The 20,818-nt window shown below is 55.1% G+C and carries 19 protein-coding genes and 1 pseudogene; 14 read left to right on the plus strand and 6 right to left on the minus strand.

The window, feature by feature from the left end; all coding sequences use genetic code 11:
• Window positions 1-3 precede the first annotated feature (3 nt).
• The 9 genes from DSM100238_RS03655 to DSM100238_RS03695 all read left to right on the plus strand — a co-directional run bounded on the left by DSM100238_RS03655 (window position 4) and on the right by DSM100238_RS03695 (window position 9,556).
• Window positions 4-1,134, plus strand: a complete 1,131-nt coding sequence (locus DSM100238_RS03655) for an ABC transporter permease (RefSeq protein ID WP_152355350.1) — start codon at window positions 4-6, stop codon at window positions 1,132-1,134.
• Window position 1,135: 1 nt separating this feature from the next.
• Complete coding sequence (locus DSM100238_RS03660; protein WP_152355351.1) at window positions 1,136-2,092, plus strand: ABC transporter permease; 957 nt, start codon at window positions 1,136-1,138, stop codon at window positions 2,090-2,092.
• Window positions 2,093-2,139: 47 nt separating this feature from the next.
• Window positions 2,140-3,429: an alpha/beta fold hydrolase gene (locus DSM100238_RS03665; protein WP_152355352.1), complete on the plus strand. Its 1,290-nt coding sequence runs from the start codon at window positions 2,140-2,142 to the stop codon at window positions 3,427-3,429.
• A gap of 270 nt (window positions 3,430-3,699) precedes the next feature.
• On the plus strand, window positions 3,700-4,881 hold the full coding sequence (locus tag DSM100238_RS03670; RefSeq protein ID WP_152355353.1) for a proline reductase-associated electron transfer protein PrdC: 1,182 nt from the start codon (window positions 3,700-3,702) through the stop codon (window positions 4,879-4,881).
• Window positions 4,882-4,925: 44 nt separating this feature from the next.
• Window positions 4,926-6,650 (plus strand): D-proline reductase (dithiol) proprotein PrdA, encoded by a 1,725-nt coding sequence (gene prdA, locus DSM100238_RS03675; RefSeq protein WP_152355354.1) that lies wholly within the window; start codon window positions 4,926-4,928, stop codon window positions 6,648-6,650.
• Between the two features lie 22 nt (window positions 6,651-6,672).
• Window positions 6,673-6,861 (plus strand): CBO2463/CBO2479 domain-containing protein, encoded by a 189-nt coding sequence (locus DSM100238_RS03680; protein ID WP_152355355.1) that lies wholly within the window; start codon window positions 6,673-6,675, stop codon window positions 6,859-6,861.
• 15 nt (window positions 6,862-6,876) lie between these two features.
• Window positions 6,877-7,617, plus strand: coding sequence for a D-proline reductase (dithiol) protein PrdB (prdB, locus tag DSM100238_RS03685; protein ID WP_240812315.1), 741 nt, complete (start codon window positions 6,877-6,879; stop codon window positions 7,615-7,617).
• Window positions 7,618-7,761: 144 nt separating this feature from the next.
• Complete coding sequence (locus DSM100238_RS03690; RefSeq protein WP_240812316.1) at window positions 7,762-8,340, plus strand: TetR/AcrR family transcriptional regulator; 579 nt, start codon at window positions 7,762-7,764, stop codon at window positions 8,338-8,340.
• A gap of 76 nt (window positions 8,341-8,416) precedes the next feature.
• Entirely contained in the window at window positions 8,417-9,556 is a 1,140-nt protein-coding gene (locus tag DSM100238_RS03695) for a proline racemase family protein (protein ID WP_152355357.1), read from the plus strand.
• 75 nt (window positions 9,557-9,631) lie between these two features.
• Here the strand turns inward: DSM100238_RS03695 and hypD are convergent, their stop codons facing one another.
• Window positions 9,632-12,214 (minus strand): trans-4-hydroxy-L-proline dehydratase, encoded by a 2,583-nt coding sequence (gene hypD / locus DSM100238_RS03700; RefSeq protein ID WP_205730678.1) that lies wholly within the window; start codon window positions 12,212-12,214, stop codon window positions 9,632-9,634.
• Between the two features lie 102 nt (window positions 12,215-12,316).
• Window positions 12,317-13,147: a radical SAM protein gene (locus tag DSM100238_RS03705; RefSeq protein WP_338071665.1), complete on the minus strand. Its 831-nt coding sequence runs from the start codon at window positions 13,145-13,147 to the stop codon at window positions 12,317-12,319.
• 75 nt (window positions 13,148-13,222) lie between these two features.
• Here DSM100238_RS03705 and DSM100238_RS03710 point away from each other — a divergent pair.
• Window positions 13,223-13,390: pseudogene (locus tag DSM100238_RS03710) on the plus strand (zinc-binding dehydrogenase); the annotation flags it as partial.
• 124 nt (window positions 13,391-13,514) lie between these two features.
• Here the strand turns inward: DSM100238_RS03710 and DSM100238_RS03715 are convergent.
• Window positions 13,515-15,395 (minus strand): ABC transporter permease, encoded by a 1,881-nt coding sequence (locus tag DSM100238_RS03715; protein ID WP_152355358.1) that lies wholly within the window; start codon window positions 15,393-15,395, stop codon window positions 13,515-13,517.
• Window positions 15,396-15,406: 11 nt separating this feature from the next.
• Window positions 15,407-16,147, minus strand: a complete 741-nt coding sequence (locus DSM100238_RS03720; protein WP_152355359.1) for an ATP-binding cassette domain-containing protein — start codon at window positions 16,145-16,147, stop codon at window positions 15,407-15,409.
• Window positions 16,148-16,843: 696 nt separating this feature from the next.
• Here DSM100238_RS03720 and DSM100238_RS09685 point away from each other — a divergent pair.
• Together DSM100238_RS09685 and DSM100238_RS03730 are read left to right on the plus strand one after the other, a co-directional pair.
• Window positions 16,844-17,032, plus strand: coding sequence for a type II toxin-antitoxin system RelE/ParE family toxin (locus tag DSM100238_RS09685; protein WP_376831048.1), 189 nt, complete (start codon window positions 16,844-16,846; stop codon window positions 17,030-17,032).
• Window positions 16,998-17,348 carry a HigA family addiction module antitoxin gene (locus tag DSM100238_RS03730; RefSeq protein ID WP_240812318.1) on the plus strand — a complete coding sequence of 117 codons (351 nt, stop codon included), beginning with the start codon at window positions 16,998-17,000 and terminating at the stop codon, window positions 17,346-17,348. Before DSM100238_RS09685 ends, DSM100238_RS03730 begins: the two co-directional genes overlap by 35 nt.
• On the opposite strand, the gene DSM100238_RS03735 is transcribed toward DSM100238_RS03730, so the two are convergent.
• Window positions 17,335-18,432 carry a ribonuclease H family protein gene (locus DSM100238_RS03735; RefSeq protein ID WP_152355361.1) on the minus strand — a complete coding sequence of 366 codons (1,098 nt, stop codon included), beginning with the start codon at window positions 18,430-18,432 and terminating at the stop codon, window positions 17,335-17,337. The genes DSM100238_RS03730 and DSM100238_RS03735 overlap by 14 nt on opposite strands.
• Window positions 18,433-18,483: 51 nt before the next feature.
• Window positions 18,484-18,708 carry a hypothetical protein gene (locus DSM100238_RS03740; protein WP_152355362.1) on the minus strand — a complete coding sequence of 75 codons (225 nt, stop codon included), beginning with the start codon at window positions 18,706-18,708 and terminating at the stop codon, window positions 18,484-18,486.
• Between DSM100238_RS03740 and DSM100238_RS03745 the strand changes: the two genes are divergently transcribed.
• A complete protein-coding gene (locus DSM100238_RS03745) occupies window positions 18,695-19,786 on the plus strand; it encodes a zinc-dependent alcohol dehydrogenase family protein (protein WP_152355363.1) in 1,092 nt (363 codons plus the stop codon). The genes DSM100238_RS03740 and DSM100238_RS03745 overlap by 14 nt on opposite strands.
• A gap of 306 nt (window positions 19,787-20,092) precedes the next feature.
• Complete coding sequence (locus DSM100238_RS03750) at window positions 20,093-20,539, plus strand: MerR family transcriptional regulator (RefSeq protein ID WP_152355364.1); 447 nt, start codon at window positions 20,093-20,095, stop codon at window positions 20,537-20,539.
• Window positions 20,540-20,818 lie beyond the last annotated feature (279 nt).

Consider the following 20,818-nt stretch of genomic DNA (forward strand, 5'->3'; position numbering starts at 1 on the left):
CATATGAACGACATGGCTGTGCATGACAGTGAAACCGCGGTTGCCGCGTCACATACCGATTCGAATACTGACGACAGGCAGAGCGGGAAACGCAGGATTGAACAATTGAGCACCGGCCGGGCGGTTTGGCGTCGACTTCAGCGGAACAAAGCTTCGATGATTGCCTTGACGTTCATCGTATTGCTCGTATTGATAGCTATATGCGCCCCGGTGATTGCAACGATTACCGGACACGGCCCGACGCAGCAGTACCGCAACAGTGGATTGACGGACAACGGTTTGCCTGTAGGTCCCAATGCCGTCTTCTGGTTTGGTGCCGATCAGTTGGGACGAGACGAATTGGTGTGTATCGCGTATGGCGCTCGCGTATCGTTGCTCGTCGGTGTCGTGGCCTCAATATGCGGGTCGTTGATCGCGGTGATTGTAGGCGTTACAGCTGGATATTTCGGTGGCTTGATCGACGATGTGCTGTCGCGGATTACCGATTTCGTGATGACTATGCCTTTTCTGCTCTGCGCTCTGGCATTGGTCTCGGTGTTCGGCGCAAGCATACAGATGTGTATGTTCGTGGTGGTATTTTTCTCGTGGGCGGTAACCGGACGTGTGATTCGCGCCCAAGTGCAGGTGCTCAAGAAGAAAGAATTCGTTGAAGCGGCTCGTTCGCTTGGCGCCTCTGATTCATCCATCATCATAAAAGACATACTGCCGAACCTCTCCGAGACCATCATCGTCTACACGACTCAAGGGATTCCGAGCTGTATTGTATTCGAGGCGTCGTTGTCGTTCCTAGGCATGGGGGTCGTTCCGCCTACGCCAAGCTGGGGAGGTATGCTGTCGGAGGCGGCGAATAACTCGATGTATATGGTGGCACCGTGGATGGTGTTCTTCCCTGGTTTATTCCTTCTGATGACTACGCTGTCCTTCAATATTCTTGGCGATGGTTTGCGTGACGCCCTTGATCCGAAGTCGGGGCGGCGAATTCTGAGGAAGCGTCGCAAGAAGAAAGGCGTTCGTGCGCTTGCGTCTGTCGTCCCTGTCGTAGCCCAGATCAGTGCGTCGTCTGATGATCTTGCCGCGTTGCAAGAACAGGGGATGGCGGTATCTGACCAGACAATCCAGAAGAAAGGTCGTTGACATGATCAAGAACATCGTGAAGCGGTTCGTGTCCGCGGTGATTATCCTCTTGGCGTTGTCGATTTTCGTATTCGCGCTGTTTTATATCGCCCCGGGCAATCCTGCTCGACTGATTGCCGGGGAGAAAGCCAGCCAGACGGTGCTTGACCAGGTGACGCATAACCTCGGCTTGGATAAACCATTATGGCAGCAATACTTGTTGTTCGTCAGTCATGCGCTGAGCGGGAATTTCGGTATTTCCTACCGTAACCAGATGCCGGTGGCTGGGCTTATTGCATCCAGACTTCCTGTGACGTTCTCCTTGGTCGGAGGCGCAGTTGTGCTATGGCTGCTGATTGGTATCCCGCTGGGTGTGGTGTCGGCGACACATCCTGGAACGTGGAAGGATCGTCTGGCTCAGATTCTCAGCCAGCTGTTCATCAGCTTCCCCTCGTTCGTCTTGGGTATGTTTCTGCTATATTTGCTGTATTTTCTGCCGAAACGTCATAAATTCACGCTGTTTCCTCCTGGGGGGTACAGCCAGCTGGCGAATGGATTCGCGCAATGGGCTTGGCATATGACGTTGCCGTGGTTGACTTTGGCATTGCTGATGGCCGCATTGTATCAGCGGCTCACGCGTGCGGAGATGATGGATGTGTTGGGTGAAGATTATATTCGCACTGCTCGGGCAAAGGGTCTGCCTGAACACACAGTGATATACAAACATGGGCTGCGCTCAACGTTGACTGTGCTGACCACACAGCTTGGCGCCGATATTGGTTCTTTGCTGAGTGGTTCCATCATCATCGAGCAGGTATTCGGATTGCAAGGTGTTGGTTCCCTCGCTGTGACATCGGTCAATACTCAGGATCGGCCAGTCATCATCGGTGTGGTGCTGCTTGGCGGTTTCTTCATCGTCATGATGAATCTGCTGGTCGATGTGCTGCACGTGGCGTTGGAACCAACGCTTCGCAAGTAATCAATGTGTGCATGGATACGATGCACGCTGAATAAGGAAGGTACTGTATGAGTGATTGGTATTTCGTTCCGGGGTTCGCCGTCCGTGACCATACGTTCGAAGTTCCCCTGGATTATCACGATGAGTCGGCCGGATTGATCACTGTGTTTTATCGTGAGGTCGTTGACCCTGAAAAGCGCGATGATGACTTGCCGCTGCTGTTGCATTTACAAGGCGGCCCAGGTGGGGAGGGTGAGCGTCCGATGCCTGGAGGCGCTTGGCTGAGTGAAGCGGTGAAGCGGTATCGGGTTATCATCCCCGACCAGCGAGGTGTTGGGCGTTCTACCCGGCTTGACGGTGCGTTCATGGCGTCTTTGCCGGATGCGAAGACGGCTGCCAACTATTTGAGCAAGTTCTTGGCAGATTCGATTATTAGGGATTTTGAGCGGCTTCGTGTCACCTGCTTCTCGGGGAAGCGGTGGCATACCATAGGGCAGAGTTATGGGGGATTTCTGACTTTGGCGTACCTGTCGCTGTATCCCGATGCGTTGGCATCGTGCCGGACGACGGGAGGCATTCCGGGCGTACCGCCGAACGCTGATGAAGTATACCGCCATACGTATCCGCGGGCGGCGATCAAATCCCGTCAATTCTACGAGAGATATCCGCAGGATGTGGCTGTGGTAGGTGCGATTGCCGATCGGTTGGCTGCGGGTGATGTGTTGTTGCCAAACGGTGATTTGTTCTCGGTACGTAGACTGCAGAGTCTTGGCCAGGGATTGGGAATGCAACACGGGTTCGAACGGCTGCACTGGCTGCTGGATGAAGCATTTGACGCCACAGGTGAACTTTCGAGTGTCTTCCTCTATCGGGTGCTTGCCAATACCTCGAATGCGAGTAGCCCTTTGTACTGGCCGCTGCAGGAATTCATCTATGGCAGCGAAGAGAATGGTCCGCTTGATTGGGCTGCTGCCCGTGAGCTGCCGCTTCATGCTGAATTTGGTGTCGATCAGCGCCCGCTGTTGTTCTTCGGAGAGATGGCGTTGCCATGGATGTTTGATGAAATCCGTGAGCTTACACCGTTCAAGCCGGCTGTTGACTTGCTGATGCAGCGAACACGCTGGCCGAAAATCTATGATCCTGAGGTGCTTGCGTCGAATGAGGTTCCGTTGCAAGCATTGGTGTATTTCGATGATTTATATGTCGACTCGTCGATTCAGCTGGATACCTTGAGCCGAATCGGCAATGCAAAGGCTTGGGTGACGAACGAATACCAGCATGACGGCATTGCATTTCCAGGTGTTTTCGCTCGTCTTGAAACGCTGCTGCTTGAACGCGGTGTTGATTTGAGCCGATAATGCATTGTTGCAAAGGCACTCCCGATATGGGGGTGCCTTTTTGTTGTCTGATGTGTTGTGGCATCTGGTACCCGAATTGAGATAGTTTCATCTATCGGTAATAGAACGTAGTCTATGTAACAATCGAGTAATGCGAGGGATGCTGTAGTCGTAACGTGGATTTCTATAATTTTCAATAGAACGTGTTCTAGAACGTAAGACACTTCAGCATGTTCGATAATCACCTTCACACTGATTCGATAGGGCATTACTCCAAGGAAAGAGGGCGGCATGGTAGCTCGTAAGCATCACATCATCCAGGCCTCGACACTATTCGGGGACATCCCGTCAACGGATATCGCACCATGTGATGATCCGCTTGAGATGATTGAGCGCTCGGGGTTGGTCGGGCTTGGTGGTGGCGGATTTCCGACAGCAAAGAAACTTGCATACGGCAAAGGCTGTGATGTGGTCATCGCCAATGCCGCAGAGTGCGAGCCGTTATTGGAACACAACATCGCCCGGCTGGAAACCGATAGCGCAACGATTCTATCCGGCTTGACTATCGTCAAGCGCATCATCGGGGCGCGCCGGGCGATAGTGGCAATCAAACAAAAACATGTCGCAGCCATACAGGCATTGCGCCATACACTTGCCGATGCCGACGGCGTCACAATCGATTCACAGATCGAGATCGCTTTTCTCAAAGATCGCTATCCTGCCGGTGACGAGCGGGCAATCATTAGGGATGTCCTCGGAACGTTGCTTCCCCCGGATGCCATTCCCAGCGCCGCTGGGGCGGTGGTCATGAACGTTGAATCGCTGATGCGAGTGAACAGGGCTGTAATACACAGGCAAGCGTGCACCACTAAGGACATCACCGTTGCCGGACATATCGAAGGCAGCGGATTCGATAACACCACATCATTGGTTATCTACGATGTGCCCGTAGGCAAAACCGTGAGGGAAGTGCTCGACGCACTCGGTGTCCACGTTTCCGCTGACCAGCAGATTATTATCGGAGGCCCGTATATGGGATCGCTCGGTACGCTTGACTCCGTCATCGGAGCGACTTGTGGCGGCATCATCATCGGGGACAGCGAACTTGCCGATTCCGGCGCGATGGGAATCATCGTCTGCGCCTGTGGGGCAAGCGAGGAGCGCCTTCGCGCCATCGCCAAAGCAAAAGGCGCCGAACTTGTCGGGATACGCCTATGCAAGAACGCTTGTCGTCTAGCGAATGGTCGGCTGAAATGCCGTAATCCAGGAATCTGTCCGGGGCAGGCACAGAACGTGATTGCTCTGAAAAAGGAAGGAGCGCAAAGCATACTGATCTCCCATTGCACTGATTGCTCGAATACTGTGATGCAAATTGCGCCGCGCCTCGGGCTGCGCGTGCATCATGCGACCGATGCCTTTATGCGAGCGGGCGGTGAGCCTCTCATCAGGGCATTCCGTGCAACCAATCGATAAATCTCCACACACAACATCACAACCAATTAGAGAAAGGTATTCCTATGTCACTGTCACAGGAAACGCTTCAGGCGCATCTCAACGATCCGGCTGTACTCTGCTGCCGTCGTCCGGCGGGAACAATACTCAGCGCGGATGATTTCGAAGACCCTTCGATTTTTCCTGATCTGATCGACTCCAATCTGATGTCGCTCAGTGACGGCGGTTTGACCATCGGCCAAGCATTGGGGGCGACGTTGATTGACGATGGCGAGGCACTCACCCAGCTGACCGCCGACCTGCTCGATGGTGTGAACGATGACGCAGCGCCGGTTTCGCCAGCGGCAGCTGAGTCATCTGAAGCTGCCGATGTCCCCGAAACATCAGGTACGTATCAGGGCGGATACTTGCATCTCCATGTCGATCATGCCGAAAACCTCGACTTGACGCTTCCCGTAGGAAATATGCCAACGGCAGACGGGCAGTCCGCGAGTGTGCAGCATGAAGAGCCTGAACGCATCTTACGGCAATTGGTGAAAAAAGAGTATCCGGTGACGGATGTGAAACTCGGCGACACAACCTCATACAAGAACGGGGTGCTTGTCATCGATGAGCGATTGACCAAGGAAGCGGTCAAAGTGAACCCTTTGGTCAAAGAAGTCACGATGAAGATCATCAAACCGGCTGATCGCCACGTCTATTCCAACACCATCATGGATGTTATCCCCATCGCGGCGAAGGCAGAAGGCAAGCTCGGTGAGGGCGTTACCAATGTGCTGTCTGGCGCGGTCTTCGTGCTGACAGGTATGGATGAGGCAGGCGTCCAGGTCCATGAGTTCGGCTCCTGTGAGGGGTTCATGGATGAGAAGATCCGCTATGGACGTCCCGGAAGTCCAGACGACAATGACATCATGATTCGGGTTGATGTAAAAATCGAAAAAGGGACAGGAATGGAGCGTCGCGGCCCGTTTGCTGCTCACTCAGCATGCGACGTGATTGTTCACGCCTGTCGAGAGGCGATTAAAGATCTGTCTGCGGTGCCATCGATTGGTGAGGAAACCTTCACCGATGTAAGGCGTCCAGGTAAGCCGCGTGTTGTCCTGGTGAAGGAGATTATGGGGCAGGGCGCTATGCATGACAATCTGCTTGTCCCCAATGAGCCGTGTGGCGTCAAAGGAGGGCAGAAGAACGTCGATTTGGGCAACGTGCCGGTCGTGCTCAGCCCGAATGAGGTCCTTGACGGCGGTATCCACGCACTCGCCTGCATTGGGCCGGCCACCAAGGAAATTACGCGTCACTTCTTCCGTGAGCCGCTGGTCGAGGCGTTGCAGGCTGACAATGAACTTGATTTGACGGGTGTCGTCTTCATCGGATCGCCTCAGGTCAATGATGAGAAGACATTCGTTTCTCAACGGTTGGGTGCTCTGATCGAGGCGATGGAAGTCGATGGTGCCATTGTCACCACAGAAGGATTTGGCAACAACCACATCGATTTCTCCGAGAACATCGCAGCCATCGGTTCCCGCGGTGTTCCGGTTGTGGGTGTCACTTTTGCCGCCTATCAAGGTCAACTGGTCGTCGGCAACAAGTACATGGACGCGATGATTGAGCTCAACAAGGATCCCGAAGGTTTCGAAAACGAGATTCTTGCGGACAACACCACCACGCCGAAAGATGCTGAGCGCGCCATTCTTATGTTGAAAAACAAGATGGCAGGCGTTCCGATTAAGCCGCCGGAACGCAAGTGGGACGCCTCGGTGATTGAAGCCAATAACCAGCTTATTCCGTGATGCACAGGCGAAAGGTGCAACTATGCAAGTGGAACTCCAACCGGTCAAAATCAAAGGTGTGATCAAAGAGATCACTGAGGTCGGTGTCCGCATCGGCGTCAAGGGGCGTATGGGCGTTCTTTCGTTGCCACTTCGCATGATTTACTCAGATAAACCACTGCAGCTTGGGCAAGAATGCGAATTCTACCTCAGCTACGTCAACGTACTGTAATACAGCAAAGGATTCATGATGACAAGGAAATTCACACTAACAACCGTTCCCGGGCTTCAGTCCGAAGTATATGTCCCGATTACTCCGGAGCCGGTATGGACGCCGTTGACAAAACCGCTTAGCGAATGCAAGGTGGCGTTCATCACATCTGGTGGAATCCACAAGAAGGATCAGAAACCGTTCGATACTGCCGGTGACTGGAGCTATCGCGAAATCCCGTCGGATACGCCGTCTGATCAGCTGATGGTAACGCACGGCGGGTTTGACAACTCTGATATCAATAAGGATGTCAATGCGATGTTGCCGATTGACCGGCTTCATGAACTGGTGGATGAAGGATTCATCGGAGGTCTGGTTCCGACATTCTACGGCTTCATGGGTGGCGGTGGCAATGTCGACAAGTTCGAGCATGTCACTGGGCCGGAGATTGCCCGGAAGCTCAAAGATGAAGGTGCGGACATCGTGCTGGCGACAGGTGGCTGTGGCACTTGCCATCGTTCATGTACATTGGTGCTGCGCGCATGCGAAGCAGCCGGCATGTCAACCTGCATTATTGCGGCCTTGCCGCCGATTGCTCGGCAACAAGGTGCTCCGCGCATCACTGCGCCGCACGTACCGATCGGCTCGAATGCCGGTGAACCGAACAATCCTGCAATGCAGATGGGAATTCTCAAAGATACGCTCAATGCCATGGGGGAGTTCGACCATTTCGGTCAGATGAAGGCTCTGCCATATGAATACCGTCACAATGTATGAATAATGCTGTGCATGCCGGCGAGGGGCTACACTCTCGCCGGCATGCCGGAAGCATTCATTAAGCGGATGCCCACTCGGCTTGAAGAATCGACATAAAATGGTGTCAGCATGCAACGATTCACCAAAATGAGGGGGCTGAGCTTTATGGCACGTGATGCGAGAACCAGTATCATCGAAGCGTCTTGGAGCCTGTTCAAAGAACAGGGGTACGAGAAGACGACCATCGATGACATCATTGCCAAAGCCGGAATCGCCAAAGGAACGTTTTACCATCATTTCCAAGGCAAATCGGTGCTACTGGGTACGCTGAGCGATGTATTCGATGAGCATTACCGGGAATTGGATGCCACACTTGACCCGAATGATTCTCCGGCGGAGCAAATTCGATATCTCAATCAGCAGATGTTCGGTTATATAGAACAACATATTCCGGTTGACTTGCTTAGTGCGCAGCTTGCATCCCAGCTGAATGTGCGAGGCGACCGATCTTTGGTGGATCAGGATCGCTTCTATTTTGCAATTCATCGCAGGCTGGTCGCAAAAGGGCAAGAAATCGGCGAAATCACTAAGGATTACTCCACGCATGACATCGTCCGTCTATATGCCATGGCAGAACGTTCCATGCTGTACGACTGGTGTCTGCACCAAGGCAGCCAGCCGTTGGTAGGCGAGCCGACAAGGATTGTCGCCGCTGTGCTTTCTGTGTTCATTCGCAGAATCTGACGAGGGCAGCGGACCGCTAAGGTATGATGGCGCGGCATCCGATGCACATGCGTGCCATAGGGAATGGAGGCCCTAAATGGCACATGCACATGACGTCCGGATCCAGACCCCGCCAACGCGGTTTCGTCTCAGAGCATTGGCAGCAGCGCGAGATGTACTCAATGATGCCATGTTCAACGGCAGCCCGACATTGACGACTGTAGAATCCCACACCCAGGGAGAACCCACACGTATCCTCGTCAACGGGTTGTCGACGCTTGATGATGAGCCGAGCGCGGCGAAGGTACGGGATAAACTCATCACGACTTACGATGATGTGCGCAAAATGCTGATGCTTGAACCTCGTGGCCATCGTGATATGTTTGGGGCGATTCTCTTCAAGCCCACAAGACCGGATGCCGATCTTGGTGTGGTATTCACCGATTCCGGTGGATACCTCAATATGTGCGGGCACGGATCAATCGGCGTCTCTACTTTTGCTGTGGAATCAGGATTGGTTACTGGGCCGTACGAGTCCTTTGCCGATATCGCGGATGATGATATCGATGTCCATCTGGACACGCCATCCGGGCTCATAACCGTGACAGTGCATGTCCGTGACCATGCCGTGCAGAATGCGACATTGACCAATGTGCCATCATTTGTAGTCAGGAATGAAATTGTCATCCATATAGATCAACCGGAGATACCGGTGAAGGAAGTCACAGCGACCATTGCATTCGGGGGAAGTTTCTTCGCCCTGGTGGATTTCGACGCGCTGGGATTGGGGTATGACATTGATGCGGCACATGCTCAGCCGATATCCGATATCGGTATGGCGATTCTCGAGGCGGCGCGTCAACAGATTTCGGTGAAGCACCCACTCGTGGATGTCAGTGGAGTCGACCTTGTGGAGTTCGGACAATATAGCCGAGAAACAGGGCATTATCGCAATGGAGTAGTGTTTGGCAGCCATCAAGTTGATCGCTCTCCCTGTGGGACAGGGACCAGCGCAAAACTGGCAATGCTCGTCGCACGAGGAGCGATGGGAATTGGAGATCGCGCTGTCTTCGAATCGATTACCGGTTCAAGATTCCTCGGCAGTCCGATTCGGTCGACGACCGTCTCGCAGTATCCTGCGGTGATTCCACAGATCACTGGAAAGGCGTTCATCACTGGGGTCTCAACATACCGCCTAGACGATACTGATATCTACCCGCAAGGATTCCTTGTGTGAACCTGTTGGATTGTGCGAGACGGTGCCGGCAGCTGTCCGCCGGCACCGTCTCGCACATGGTGGATGCCAACCTTATTACAAGGTCTGTTCGGTACGTGCGATGATTTCGTCTTGCAAAGCCTTGTCCAAGTTGTTGAAATAATCCGAATAACCGGCGACTCGTACGATCAGATTCCGGTATTGGTCAGGGTGCTTTTGCGCGTCAAGCAGCGTGGCGCGATCGACAACATTGAATTGAAGATGGTGGCCGTCCATAGCGAAATAACTACGAATCAGTGTGCTGATACCGATTATCCCCTTCGTTCCAGCGACAACTTGTGGCGTGAACTTCTGATTAAGCAGTGCGCCACCCGTCTTCAGCTGATCCAGTTTGGCAGCTGACCGGATGACAGCGGTGGGACCGTTGATGTCCGCACCTTTTTCTGGGGAGATGCCATCTGGAAGGGGTACGTGCGCATGACGTCCATTTGGGGATGCGAGCATGGTCTGTCCAAAATACACATGGCATGTTGTGGGCAGGAACTCCACGATGGTCTTTGACCCTTTGGGTGTGGGACGGCCGGCTATAATGCGTTGCAACGACCTCGCCACTTGGCGTGCGATGTCATCGGCTGCGTCATCATCATTTCCGTATTTCGGCGTATGTCGGGATACCTGGTCATATAAGCTGTCATAGCCGGTGAAATCGTGTTCGCATGCGTCAAGAATCTCAGCAATAGTGAATCGATGATCTTCGAATATCTGCCGCTTCAGCGCACTCAACGAGTCGACGATTGTGCCCATGCCCACGCACTGGATATAGCTGGTGTTATAACGCGCTCCGCCACAGTTATAGTCCTTGGCCTTTGCGATGCAGTCATCGGTGATGGTCGAAAGCAACGGGACGGGAAGCGCATCCATGAACAGACGTTCGATAAGGTTGTTCCCTGCTACTTTGACATCAATAACATACATAAGTTCCCGCTCGAATGCGGCGTACAATTCCTCGTAGCTGGCAAAGGTCGCGGGATCCCCGCAATCGATGCCGATGCGTTTGCCGCTGTAGTGATCGTAACCGCGATACATCACCAGTTCGAGGATTTTGGGGATATTCAGGTACCCGGTGAGTACATATGCTTCTTTCCCTGCTGTGCCGGTTTCCACACATCCAGAGGCGATACCGGACTCGTAGACGTCATCCAATGATTTACCCATCGTCAGCAGCTCTTGGATGATGGCTTCAGAATTATAGAATGCAGGCTGTCCCCAACCTTCACGGCTGATTTTTACGGCTTCATGAAGGAAATGCTCAGGGGTTTTCCGGGAAATCTGGACATTCGAGCTTGGCTGGAGCAGCCTCATTTCATCCATGACTTCTAGAATGAGATAGCTGACATCGCTGACTCCACACGTGCCGTCTGGTCGCAAAGCCCCGGTGTTGATATTACAGAAATCAGTATATGTGGCAGATTCCTTCAGCGTGATACCCACTTTGGGCGGAGCAGGTTGATTATTGAATTTCACCCACAAGCATTCCAAGATTTCGCGCGCCTGATCGCGGGTTAACGTCCCGTCGGCAATTTCCTCACAGTAGAACGGTTCCAGATGTTGATCAAGCTTTCCGGGGGAATATGCGTCCCAGTTGTTCATCTCCGAGGTAACACCGATATGGGTGAACCAGTACATCTGGACGGCTTCCCGGAAGGTGCGTGGGGCATGTGCTGGAACCCGGTCGCATATGTCGGCCAGTTGCTCGAGTTCTTCTCGGCGGATCGGATCCTCGCAGCTTTTCTTTTTCTGCCTGGCCAACTGGGCGTATCTTCTGCCGAGAATAATCATGCCTTCGCATACAAGGTGCATGCCTTGTAATTCTGCCTGTTTATGTTCGGCATCCATATCGTTATTAAAATCAATGCGGGTGAGTTCGGCATCAATGAGAGCCATGAAATCCGCATAACCATAATGGTAGATTTTCCCATCTGCAACAGTATGTCCGGGGCCGCGCTGGGTCATGAATTCGGTGTACATGCCTCCGTTGAAGAGGTCATGCCATGCTTGGGGCAGCATGTCCATCATCTTGGTCATGGTGGCGCGTTCTTGCCAGAAGGGAATGATGATATCCCTCTGGATGCGCCGTTGCTCGTCAGTGACGTGGAATGAGACATGTTCCCGATGATTCATATTGTCGAGATCCGTGAGACTATGGCAGCACAGCTCGGGAAATGTCGGCGCGCTTTGCGGTGCGACGCCTTTTTCGCCGACGATGAGCTCATCATCCCCAAGGTACAGAGTCCTGCGTTGCATCAAGGTTTTGAAAAACATGCCTCGCAATACAGGCGTGGGGACTTTGCCCTCATACTTGCGATAGACATCTGTTTCAATGAGGGCACGCTCCAGACTGATTGTCGGATGCGTGCTGACACTCTGCTCGCGGAGCCTTTTCACTCGGATGGTAGATCCGCGTTGCATGTCCAAGTTCATTCCTTCTTCGTCGGATGCGACGTTGGTCGTTGATTGTGACATCGGTCGATTCGCTTTCTTGCTGTGATTGCTTTGCTGGATATCTGGAACGACTTTCAGTAACAAGTCGTGTGCGTCTGTGCGTGTCAATACCGTTCCAGGACATTGAAAAATAAGGAATGTGCTATCTCGCGATGGTTTCTGCTCCGCCTCTGGCACCTGGACGTGTCTGGGTGCGGTTCCGCGCACGGTGATGCTTGCAATGATGTGCGGAAATGGAAATCGGAGGGGATGCGAACGGTGGGCGTGGCTTGCGCATGGTTATCCTCCGATGGTGACGGTGTCATAGTAACTTTCGACTTGGGTCTTGATGTCCTGCATCAATGTGTCGTCTGGGATATTGAACAGGACGGGGCGTCTCCCAAGTCGAGAGTATTTATCCATGCCAAGCCGATGGTAGGGGAGCAGATTGATTTGTTCAGGGGTGATATGGTGGTTTTGCAGCCATTCCATCGTGCGCTGGATGGTATGGCGATTGGTATTGACGCCGGGAACCATGATAAGCCGTAGAAAAATTCGTGCGTGCAAATCGTTGAGGGTTATCAGATTATTCAGTACGAGACGGTTCGAACCGCCGGTATATTTACGGTGTGCGTCATCGTCGATGAGTTTGAGGTCGTATAAGAAGAAATCAGCATGCTGTGCAATTGCTTTGATTCGCTCTGTAGAGACGACGCCGCAGGTGTCAATTCCAACACTGATTTCATTCTCGGTGAGTCGTTGTGCCAGCTCGCGGATGTACGCGGCATCCATCGCTAAAGCCTCGCCACCTGATAATGTGACCCCTCCACCGGATTGCTCATAGACGATGATGTCTTTCATGACATCTTCCATCAATTCGTCGATGGTGTATTGCTTGCCGACGATTGTTTCGCGCCCGTCCCGGTTCGTCATGGTTTCTGGCGTAAATCGCTGGCTTTCAGGATTATGGCACCACGCACAACGCAGGGGGCATCCTTTGAAGAAAATGGTGGTTCTCACTCCCGGCCCGTCATGAGTGGAGAAATGCTGGATGTTGAAGACATACGGCACGTGCATCGTAAGTGATCCTCCTTTCCAGCTGTATTGCATCCACTGTACGGGGGGAAGCATGAACGATATGTCATGGTCACGTAAACAGAAACCGCTCACCCCAGCATGAATCGGGCGCCGTTGAGCTCGATGGAGCCTGAGCGTGATGACGCTGCCGTCAAGCGTGTTGTCGAGCTCACGGGTTCCGGCGCCGATGCGGTGCTCGAATGCGTCGGATCCGCCCAATCGTTCAACACGGCGTTGCGCGTCGGACGTCCGGGCTCCGTCATCGGTCGCGTCGGCTTGCCGCACGGGGTGCGGATTCCGCTCGATGTATGTGATTTGTGGGGTGTGCGCGTTGTTCGGATTCGTCTTCTACCTGTGGCTGCTGATCGGCAGGTCACACGAGCGGTCGGGTCAATGAGCTGCAGGCGGCTTTGTCGCCTCGTCATCCCAGCTCTTTACGCGTACGCGCCCCGCACACGATCCCTGTCGTCAGCAAACATACGAGCGTCAACACGATGAATGCCTTGGCGCTGATCGGCGGTCTGAAAGACATGTCCGATGATGATATGACAATCAGGGAACACCAGATCACGGCATAGACCACAGTGCTGAGTATCGCCGCGGCAATGACGTCAATGACTCCTTCAAGCGCTGAAATGCCGACGATTCCTTGAGGCGTTGCACATATCGTTTTCAGCATCCTGTCTTGTTCGAGATGCTCTCGTGCCGCCGTATCGGCCGCCTGGACGAGGAACAGGACCGCGAGCAATGCGGCGCCGCCGATGAGCAGCAATGTTCCGGACCTGCCGTTATTACGGTATTCGATGAAATAGTCGATGAACCCTTGTTTGGTATATAGCTGGATGGTGTTGTCCGCGTGCGTTGCATTCCAAGTATCGACGACGTCGCGGCTGTGAGTTGCATTGATATAAGCCATCAACGGTTGTGCTTTCCCCTGCGAGTGCAAAGATCCCTTCAACGCAAGGTAGGAAGGCGACAATCCTGGGATGTCGTCGACAATCGCGACGATCGTCGCGGTGTGCGCGGTGTTGTCTATACCGCGGATGGTGATGGTGTCTCCGAGATGTTTCCCGTTCCCGACGGCCGCTACCTTGTTTTCGCCCAGATCCGCCAGATCACCTTCCAATGTTGTCATGCCACAAGCATTGGCTGTCAAGGATCGCCGATCCGTGAAAGCAATGGAATACAGAGTGGTGTCGTCATCGTCAATGGCGAACCCTTGTGTCGTGAACACTGTGGATGAGCTGATTGTCGATTCGTGTTGCAGGTACGTTGACAATGCCGGCTCATACGCTGAATCCCCGCGTGCAACGATGGACGATGGGATTGCGCTCATTTGGGTTGATACGCTTTCGGCGGTCGCGGTATCCATGAGGGTGAGGAATGGGCACACAACCAACATCAGAATCGTGACAGGGAGGGCGATGGAGGCTGTGCGGCTTGCGTTCCTGACGCTTCTTCGGCTCGCTACGACAACTGGGGCCGAGGAGGTGAACGCGGCGGTGATGCCTCGCACAATAGTGGGGAATATCCCCGGGGCTGCGATGGCGGAAGCGATGATGAACAGGAGTATTTCACAGAACACTCTTGCTTCGGGCTGGATTTGCGTCGGTGCGAATCCAATCGCCATGCCGCCGATGGCTGGTATCGTCGCCACGACCATGCGGCGGGTATGTGTTCCTGTTTTTTCGGTGACCACTTCTCGAATCGTCTCCAGAGGCGACACGTTCGTGATGCGCTTGGAGGCATAGAGGATGCCTATTGTGAGTGTGCAGATCATGATTGCCAACGAGCCGATTGCCGCGGATGGATGCACGATCACGGTGAACGATGGTGCTGCCCCGCCGGCGGACACGAGCAGCGTCGCAAGAGGGAAACATAGAGCGCAGCCGGCAAGGCAACCGATGACGGAACTTGCACTGCCGTATGCGCCGAGTGATCGAAGCAAAATGATGCGAATCTGTGTTGCGGTTGCGCCATTGAGATAGAGCAGAGCGTATTTTTTCCGCTGCTCTTCGACGACAAAACCGGTTGCAGAGACGATAAGCAGTAATGCTGTCAGTAGTGAGAACAGCAGCATGATTCCCGTTAGCGTCTGTGAACCTGAATAGTAGGCGTTGGTCTCTATGCGCTGGATGGTATTGCCTGCTGTGGCTCCATCTTGAAGCTGGGCGGATTTCCATACGAGCGCACATGCGGTGACCAATGCCGACGTGGCAAACGTGGAGATGCACAGCGTTCGGTATGAGGAGGCGTGGCGTTTACGGAATTGTTGGGAAACCACGCTGAGTTGCGATGACATGGCGCACCTTCTTACTGAGCGTCTTCGGTTGTTGACGGAGCTGAAGCGAAGTTGCCGGTACTGAAGGCCAACGCGATATCCGCAGCGGTCATGCCGCGGTGGATGCCGACAACCGAACCGTCAACAAGGAAAATGACCTGATCTGCGCATGCCGCGACATTGGGGTCGTGGGTGACCATGATCACGGTCTGTTTTCTGTCGGATGCCATGCGGAAGAGATCCATCACCTCGCGTGTCGTTTTGGAATCAAGCGCTCCTGTCGGCTCGTCGGCGAATAGGATATCCGGATGAAGCGCCAGTCCTCTCGCGATGGCGACGCGTTGCCGTTGCCCGCCGGAGAGGTCTTCCGGGTAGGAGTCCGCATACTGGTCCAAACCTACATCCGCGAGCGCACGGCGAGCGTCCTGCTCGGGTAGCGTGTGTGATCCAAACATGCTGGGAAGCAGGACGTTCTGGGTGGCGGTGAGTTCCGGGAGCAGATTGTAATTTTGGAATACGAATCCGAAATGTTCGCGGCGGAACGTTGTCAGGTCATTGCCTTTGAGTGTGGTGATATCGGTGGTGCCGCAGATAACATGCCCGTGTTGGGGGCATAGTAGCCCGCTGGCGCAATAGAGTAGTGTCGACTTGCCTGACCCGGAGGGGCCCATGATTGCGCTCCATGAACCGCTTGGAAAATCAAGTGAGATATCGCGAAGAATGTTCGTGTTGGTTGAATATGAAAACGTGATATCACTCAGTGACAGGACGATGCTCGGGCCAGTTGCTTGCGTCGGTGCAGGCGTGACGTCGTTGACGGTGTGTGTGTGGTGTCGACATGCTCATGGCTTCCTCGATGATGTGTCATCTGGTTTCCGTGTGAAGTGGCGCACTTCAGAAACCGTAATGCTCAGTATATCTCAGGGCGGCATGGGCGCTGCTTTTCGTATCGGTGTCTTCCGGTCAGGGCGGGGATGGCTTGTTGTGTGGCGGGGCGTTGGGCTCAGTGTTGAATGCCGGTTGAGACGCCGTGGGTGATTGGGAGCGTGATTCGGATTGGATTGTCTGGTGACGGTGTGCCGAACGGCGTGGGAGAATGTCCGGATGTCGTGATTTGGCGGATGGTATCCCGCGCTTCGTCTGGGAGTATTGCGCGATGCTGCGTCCCTGCGGATGATCTCCCAATGGTAACGTTGGAATTCCGCGATTCTTGAGTCCGCTCCTTGGCTCGATATCGGGAGATTATCGCTCGGATGGCGCATGCGCGATAATCTCCCGCGAGGCTCCGAGACGTTGTCTGTTGGTCAGGCATATCTGAGCTTCAGGTGTCGTTTGCCAATACTATTGCAACGTGATACTATTGGGAGATGCGTACCCGAAATCGTGAACTCAATGATTTTCTATATGGTGGCCCATTGCCGGCGGGATGCCCTACAGGAATCGAAAAGCAACTCGCAAGGCGCCTGCAGATGTTGAAAGCGGCAAACTCGCTGCTTGACCTGCGGGCGCCTCCCGGTAATCGGCTCGAGGCGTTGACCGGGAATCTCCGTGGGTACTGGAGCATTCGGGTGAACAAACAATACCGGCTGGTGTTCCGCTGGGATGAGATGACGCAGGAGGCGTATGATGTCTACTTCACTGACTACCACCGTGGATGAGACGAGTGCGGGAGCCCCTCATTCAAGGTTGAGCACGCCCGGGGAAATCCTGCAGGAGGAATTTCTCGAGCCGTTGGGCATCAGTCGATATCGGCTTGCCAAAGCGATGGGTGTGGAACAGACCGCGGTCGGGGAAATCGTCAACGGGCGCCGCGCCATCAGTGTCGCCATGGCATATCGTTTGGCGGGGGCGTTGGGGACTACACCTCAATTCTGGCTCGGCTTACAGCGCGACTATGACTTGATGACCTTTGATACTTCGCAGCTCGGTCCGATCGTCCCGCTGACTGCCGGCCGCCCGCTTACCCAAGCATGAATCGGGCGCCGTTGAGCTCGATGGAGCCGTCGCCTTGCACGTATCCGTCGATTTCCACCAGTCCGTGGATGCGGCGGGGTTCGCCGCTGAATGTCGGGCTGCTGGATGGCGGCGGGGAGAAACGCAGCGTGCCGGAAAGAGTCAAGCCGGGGACCACGCGCAGACGATTGCCACCGGATGGTGCAGGAGGGGTCGGGGAGGCCGCCGGTGTGGTCTGGTTGTCGGGAGTTGATGCGGCTGATTCGTCGTCGGCTGAATCGGCAGGTTCGATGGTGCTGGGTTCAACGGTGCTGGTGCCATCATCCGCGCCCGTTGTCGCGGCTTCCGCGGTCCTGTGGTAATCGGGCAAATCATCAGGCACACCTTCTGGCTCGGCCAGCTGCTCAGCCAGCGATTCGGCGCGTTTGCTGCCGGAAGAAGTCCGCGAATCCGGCTTGCGGTCGCTCGTACCGGGCACGCCGCCGGTGTCTTCGGCACGTCCCAAGTGGTATTCGGCGGCGGAGATCTTGCCTTCCATGAGCATATGCGCGTCCTCGGGCACGGTGGTGCCTTTGGCGTATTCGGAGGCGAGCAGCGACTGCCAGCCTTCGAGCGGCAGATACCCTGGTTTGACGCCGCTGCGGCAGTCGCCCGCGTACCCGTGGGCGAGATGGTCGACTTTCTCGTTGCCGGGATTGTTGTTGTGCCCTTTGACCCACACGAATTTCACTGGGCCGGGGCGCTGTGAGATCTCATGGTCAATTGCCTTGATGAGCTCGCGGTTTTTCACCGGCTGGCCTTTGGAGTTCTTCCACCCGTTTTTCTTCCATCCGCGTACCCAAGCCGTGGAGCAGTTGATGGCGTATTGCGAGTCGGATTCAATGGTGAGCGGTTCCGCTCCAGGGTGGGCGCGCAGTGCTTCGAGTACTGCGCACAGTTCGCCGATCTGGTTGGTGCCGTTGGATGCGCCACCTGCATCGCAATCGCCTTCGTGCTCATGCCCGGGAGTCCCGCCCGCATGCGGCGTGTGATCCGCCCATGCCCACCCCATCGGGCCATTCGGATTACCCAGTGCTGACCCATCCGTCGAAACCGTGATCGTCATGCCTCCACCTTACGGACAGGTGGGGATACGTTGCAGCGACCGCAGAAACGCTCAATCGACGCGGTTCGCCCCTGCACACAGGGGGATGCGGCTGTCTGACCATTCGGGCGTGTCGCCATTTGACTTGAAGTGAACTTGAACCTTTAGAGTGAAAGCATCACGACGCGGATACGGAATCGTTCCTGGCGACGCGTGTTTGCCGGGCAACGCTCGCGGCGGCAAACTGCGTGATCCGCGCCACAACACAAGGAGTGCAACCATCATGAAATCAACCATCTATTACGGTCCTCGTGATATCCGCGTCGAGGAACGACCCATCCCAACCGTCCAGGAGCCCGGCGACCTGATCATCCGTGTCGTCCGCACTTGCGTATGCGGGTCCGACCTATGGCCCTACCGCAGTCAGGACGTGAACTCCGCCGGCACCCCGATCGGGCATGAATCCATCGGCGTCGTCACCGAGGCCGGCGCTGACGTGACCGTCGTCAAACCCGGCGATTTCGTCATCGTGCCGTTCCCCATCAGCTGTGGCGAATGCGCGGCTTGCAAGGCCGGCTTCGAATCCAGTTGCTTGAACGGCGGCTACTTCGGCGGCGCCGAAGGTGAAGGCTGCCAGAGCGAATATCTGCATGTGCCGCACGCCAATGGCACGGTTGTCAACGTGTCCGGGGCGCTCGCCGCAGGCGATATCCCCGGCGCGCCGGCGAGTCCGAAGGATTGTTCTGATGAGATGCTCGCCGACCTGCTGACCCTGTCCGATGTGATGGGCACCGGCTACCATGCGGCCGTCAGCGCTGAAGTCAAGCTTGGTGATACCGCTGTCGTATTCGGCGATGGCGCGGTTGGCTTGTGCGGTGTGCTGTCCGCCAAGCTGCTGGGCGCTACCCGGATTATCTCCATGAGCCGCCATGAGGATCGCGCCGCAATCGCCCGCGAATTCGGTGCCACCGACATCGTGCCCGAGCGTGATGACGCGGCGGTCGCGCGCGTCATGGAACTCACCGGCTCCGGTGCCGATGCCGTGCTCGAATGCGTCGGATCCGCCCAGTCGTTCAACACTGCGCTGCGCGTCGGACGTCCGGGTTCCGTCATCGGCCGTGTCGGTTTGCCGCACGGGGTGCAGATTCCGGCAGAGGCGACGTTCTACCGCAATATCGGTATCAAAGGCGGTCCGGCGCCTGTGCGCACCTACGCTCGTCAGCGCCTGCTGCGCGAAGTCCTCGCCGGCAACATCCATCCAGGACGTGTGTTCACCAAGACGTACAGCTTGGATGACGTGCCGCAGGCGTACGCCGATATGGACGCGCGCCGCGTCATTAAGGCGTTGGTGAAGGTGTCCGAAGTCGAGGGCTGACGGTCGACAACGAGCGTGATGGGTGGCATGATGCGTGGGCTTGATGTATCAGTTCGCATCCGCATCGGAGCCACGCCGGAACCGCATCTGAGCCGACATTGACATTGCAGCCACGTCGGACTCCCGCATTGTCTCTGCCGCCTAGGACCACAATCTTGGGCGGCAGGTGCGCGCCGGTGTTCTGCAATAGTGTTGCGATGGTGCGATATTGGGTTGTGGGGTTGTACTGCGTCGGTAGGATGTCTTCAGAATGTCAGGATTTCAAGGATTTTCGAAGAGGCAATCGGGGACGGAAAGGAGTCGTTGATGGCGACATACACCATCGGCCAAATGGCAAGCAAGCTTGGAGTAGCCACTTCGACACTGCGGTATTACGACAGTGAGGGATTGCTGCCGTTCGTCGGGCGCACCAGCGGCGGGGCGCGCGTGTTCCGCGATGAAGACATGCCGATGATCAACATCATCGGATGCTTGAAGGCAGGCGGCATGCCGATCAAGAACATCAAACAGTATGTCGACTTATGCGACCAAGGTGATGTGACCATCGAGCAGCGGCTCGATATGATTCGCGACCAGCGTGACGCGGTTGTTGCCAAGATGCGTGAATTGCAGGACAATCTTGACGCGCTCGACTACAAGCTGTGGTACTACCAGACAGCCGACCGGCTGGGATCGTGCGAGCAAGTTGATGCGCTGCCTGATGAGGAGCTGAGCCCCAAGATGCGCGCGGTGCGGCATCGGTTGAATCACTGAACTCGCCGGGTGTCGCGCAGTGTGATGCGCGGCGTCCACTTGGTGCCGATCCTGGTCTGCGCATGACGGAGCGGCCACATTGGGGGCGCATCGCACGAGTAGAGCATCGTATCATCTCCCATGGTTTGTGGGAGATGATACGTAAATCCGCCATTCTGCAGAAAAGTCCCGGATGTTCGTGGGATTTTATCGCAGATGCACCGATTCGTCACTGTTCTCCCAAACCCTGTCTCGGAACCGATTTTCAAGAATCGCGGAATTCCAATGTTCTTGTTGGGA

The sequence above is a fragment of the Bifidobacterium apri genome (assembly GCF_009299485.1).
GTDB lineage: Bacteria > Actinomycetota > Actinomycetes > Actinomycetales > Bifidobacteriaceae > Bifidobacterium > Bifidobacterium apri.

Coding starts and splice junctions, on each gene's coding strand:
- DSM100238_RS03655 (WP_152355350.1), top strand. CDS start 4: ATGAACGACATGGCTGTGCATGACAGTGAAACCGCGGTTGCCGCGTCA.
- DSM100238_RS03660 (WP_152355351.1), top strand. CDS start 1,136: ATGATCAAGAACATCGTGAAGCGGTTCGTGTCCGCGGTGATTATCCTC.
- DSM100238_RS03665 (WP_152355352.1), top strand. CDS start 2,140: ATGAGTGATTGGTATTTCGTTCCGGGGTTCGCCGTCCGTGACCATACG.
- DSM100238_RS03670 (WP_152355353.1), top strand. CDS start 3,700: ATGGTAGCTCGTAAGCATCACATCATCCAGGCCTCGACACTATTCGGG.
- prdA (WP_152355354.1), top strand. CDS start 4,926: ATGTCACTGTCACAGGAAACGCTTCAGGCGCATCTCAACGATCCGGCT.
- DSM100238_RS03680 (WP_152355355.1), top strand. CDS start 6,673: ATGCAAGTGGAACTCCAACCGGTCAAAATCAAAGGTGTGATCAAAGAG.
- prdB (WP_240812315.1), top strand. CDS start 6,877: ATGATGACAAGGAAATTCACACTAACAACCGTTCCCGGGCTTCAGTCC.
- DSM100238_RS03690 (WP_240812316.1), top strand. CDS start 7,762: ATGGCACGTGATGCGAGAACCAGTATCATCGAAGCGTCTTGGAGCCTG.
- DSM100238_RS03695 (WP_152355357.1), top strand. CDS start 8,417: ATGGCACATGCACATGACGTCCGGATCCAGACCCCGCCAACGCGGTTT.
- DSM100238_RS03705 (WP_338071665.1), bottom strand. CDS start 13,147: ATGCTTCCCCCCGTACAGTGGATGCAATACAGCTGGAAAGGAGGATCA.
- DSM100238_RS03715 (WP_152355358.1), bottom strand. CDS start 15,395: ATGTCATCGCAACTCAGCGTGGTTTCCCAACAATTCCGTAAACGCCAC.
- DSM100238_RS09685 (WP_376831048.1), top strand. CDS start 16,844: ATGTTGAAAGCGGCAAACTCGCTGCTTGACCTGCGGGCGCCTCCCGGT.
- DSM100238_RS03730 (WP_240812318.1), top strand. CDS start 16,998: ATGATGTCTACTTCACTGACTACCACCGTGGATGAGACGAGTGCGGGA.
- DSM100238_RS03735 (WP_152355361.1), bottom strand. CDS start 18,432: ATGACGATCACGGTTTCGACGGATGGGTCAGCACTGGGTAATCCGAAT.
- DSM100238_RS03745 (WP_152355363.1), top strand. CDS start 18,695: ATGAAATCAACCATCTATTACGGTCCTCGTGATATCCGCGTCGAGGAA.
- DSM100238_RS03740 (WP_152355362.1), bottom strand. CDS start 18,708: ATGGTTGATTTCATGATGGTTGCACTCCTTGTGTTGTGGCGCGGATCA.
- DSM100238_RS03750 (WP_152355364.1), top strand. CDS start 20,093: ATGGCGACATACACCATCGGCCAAATGGCAAGCAAGCTTGGAGTAGCC.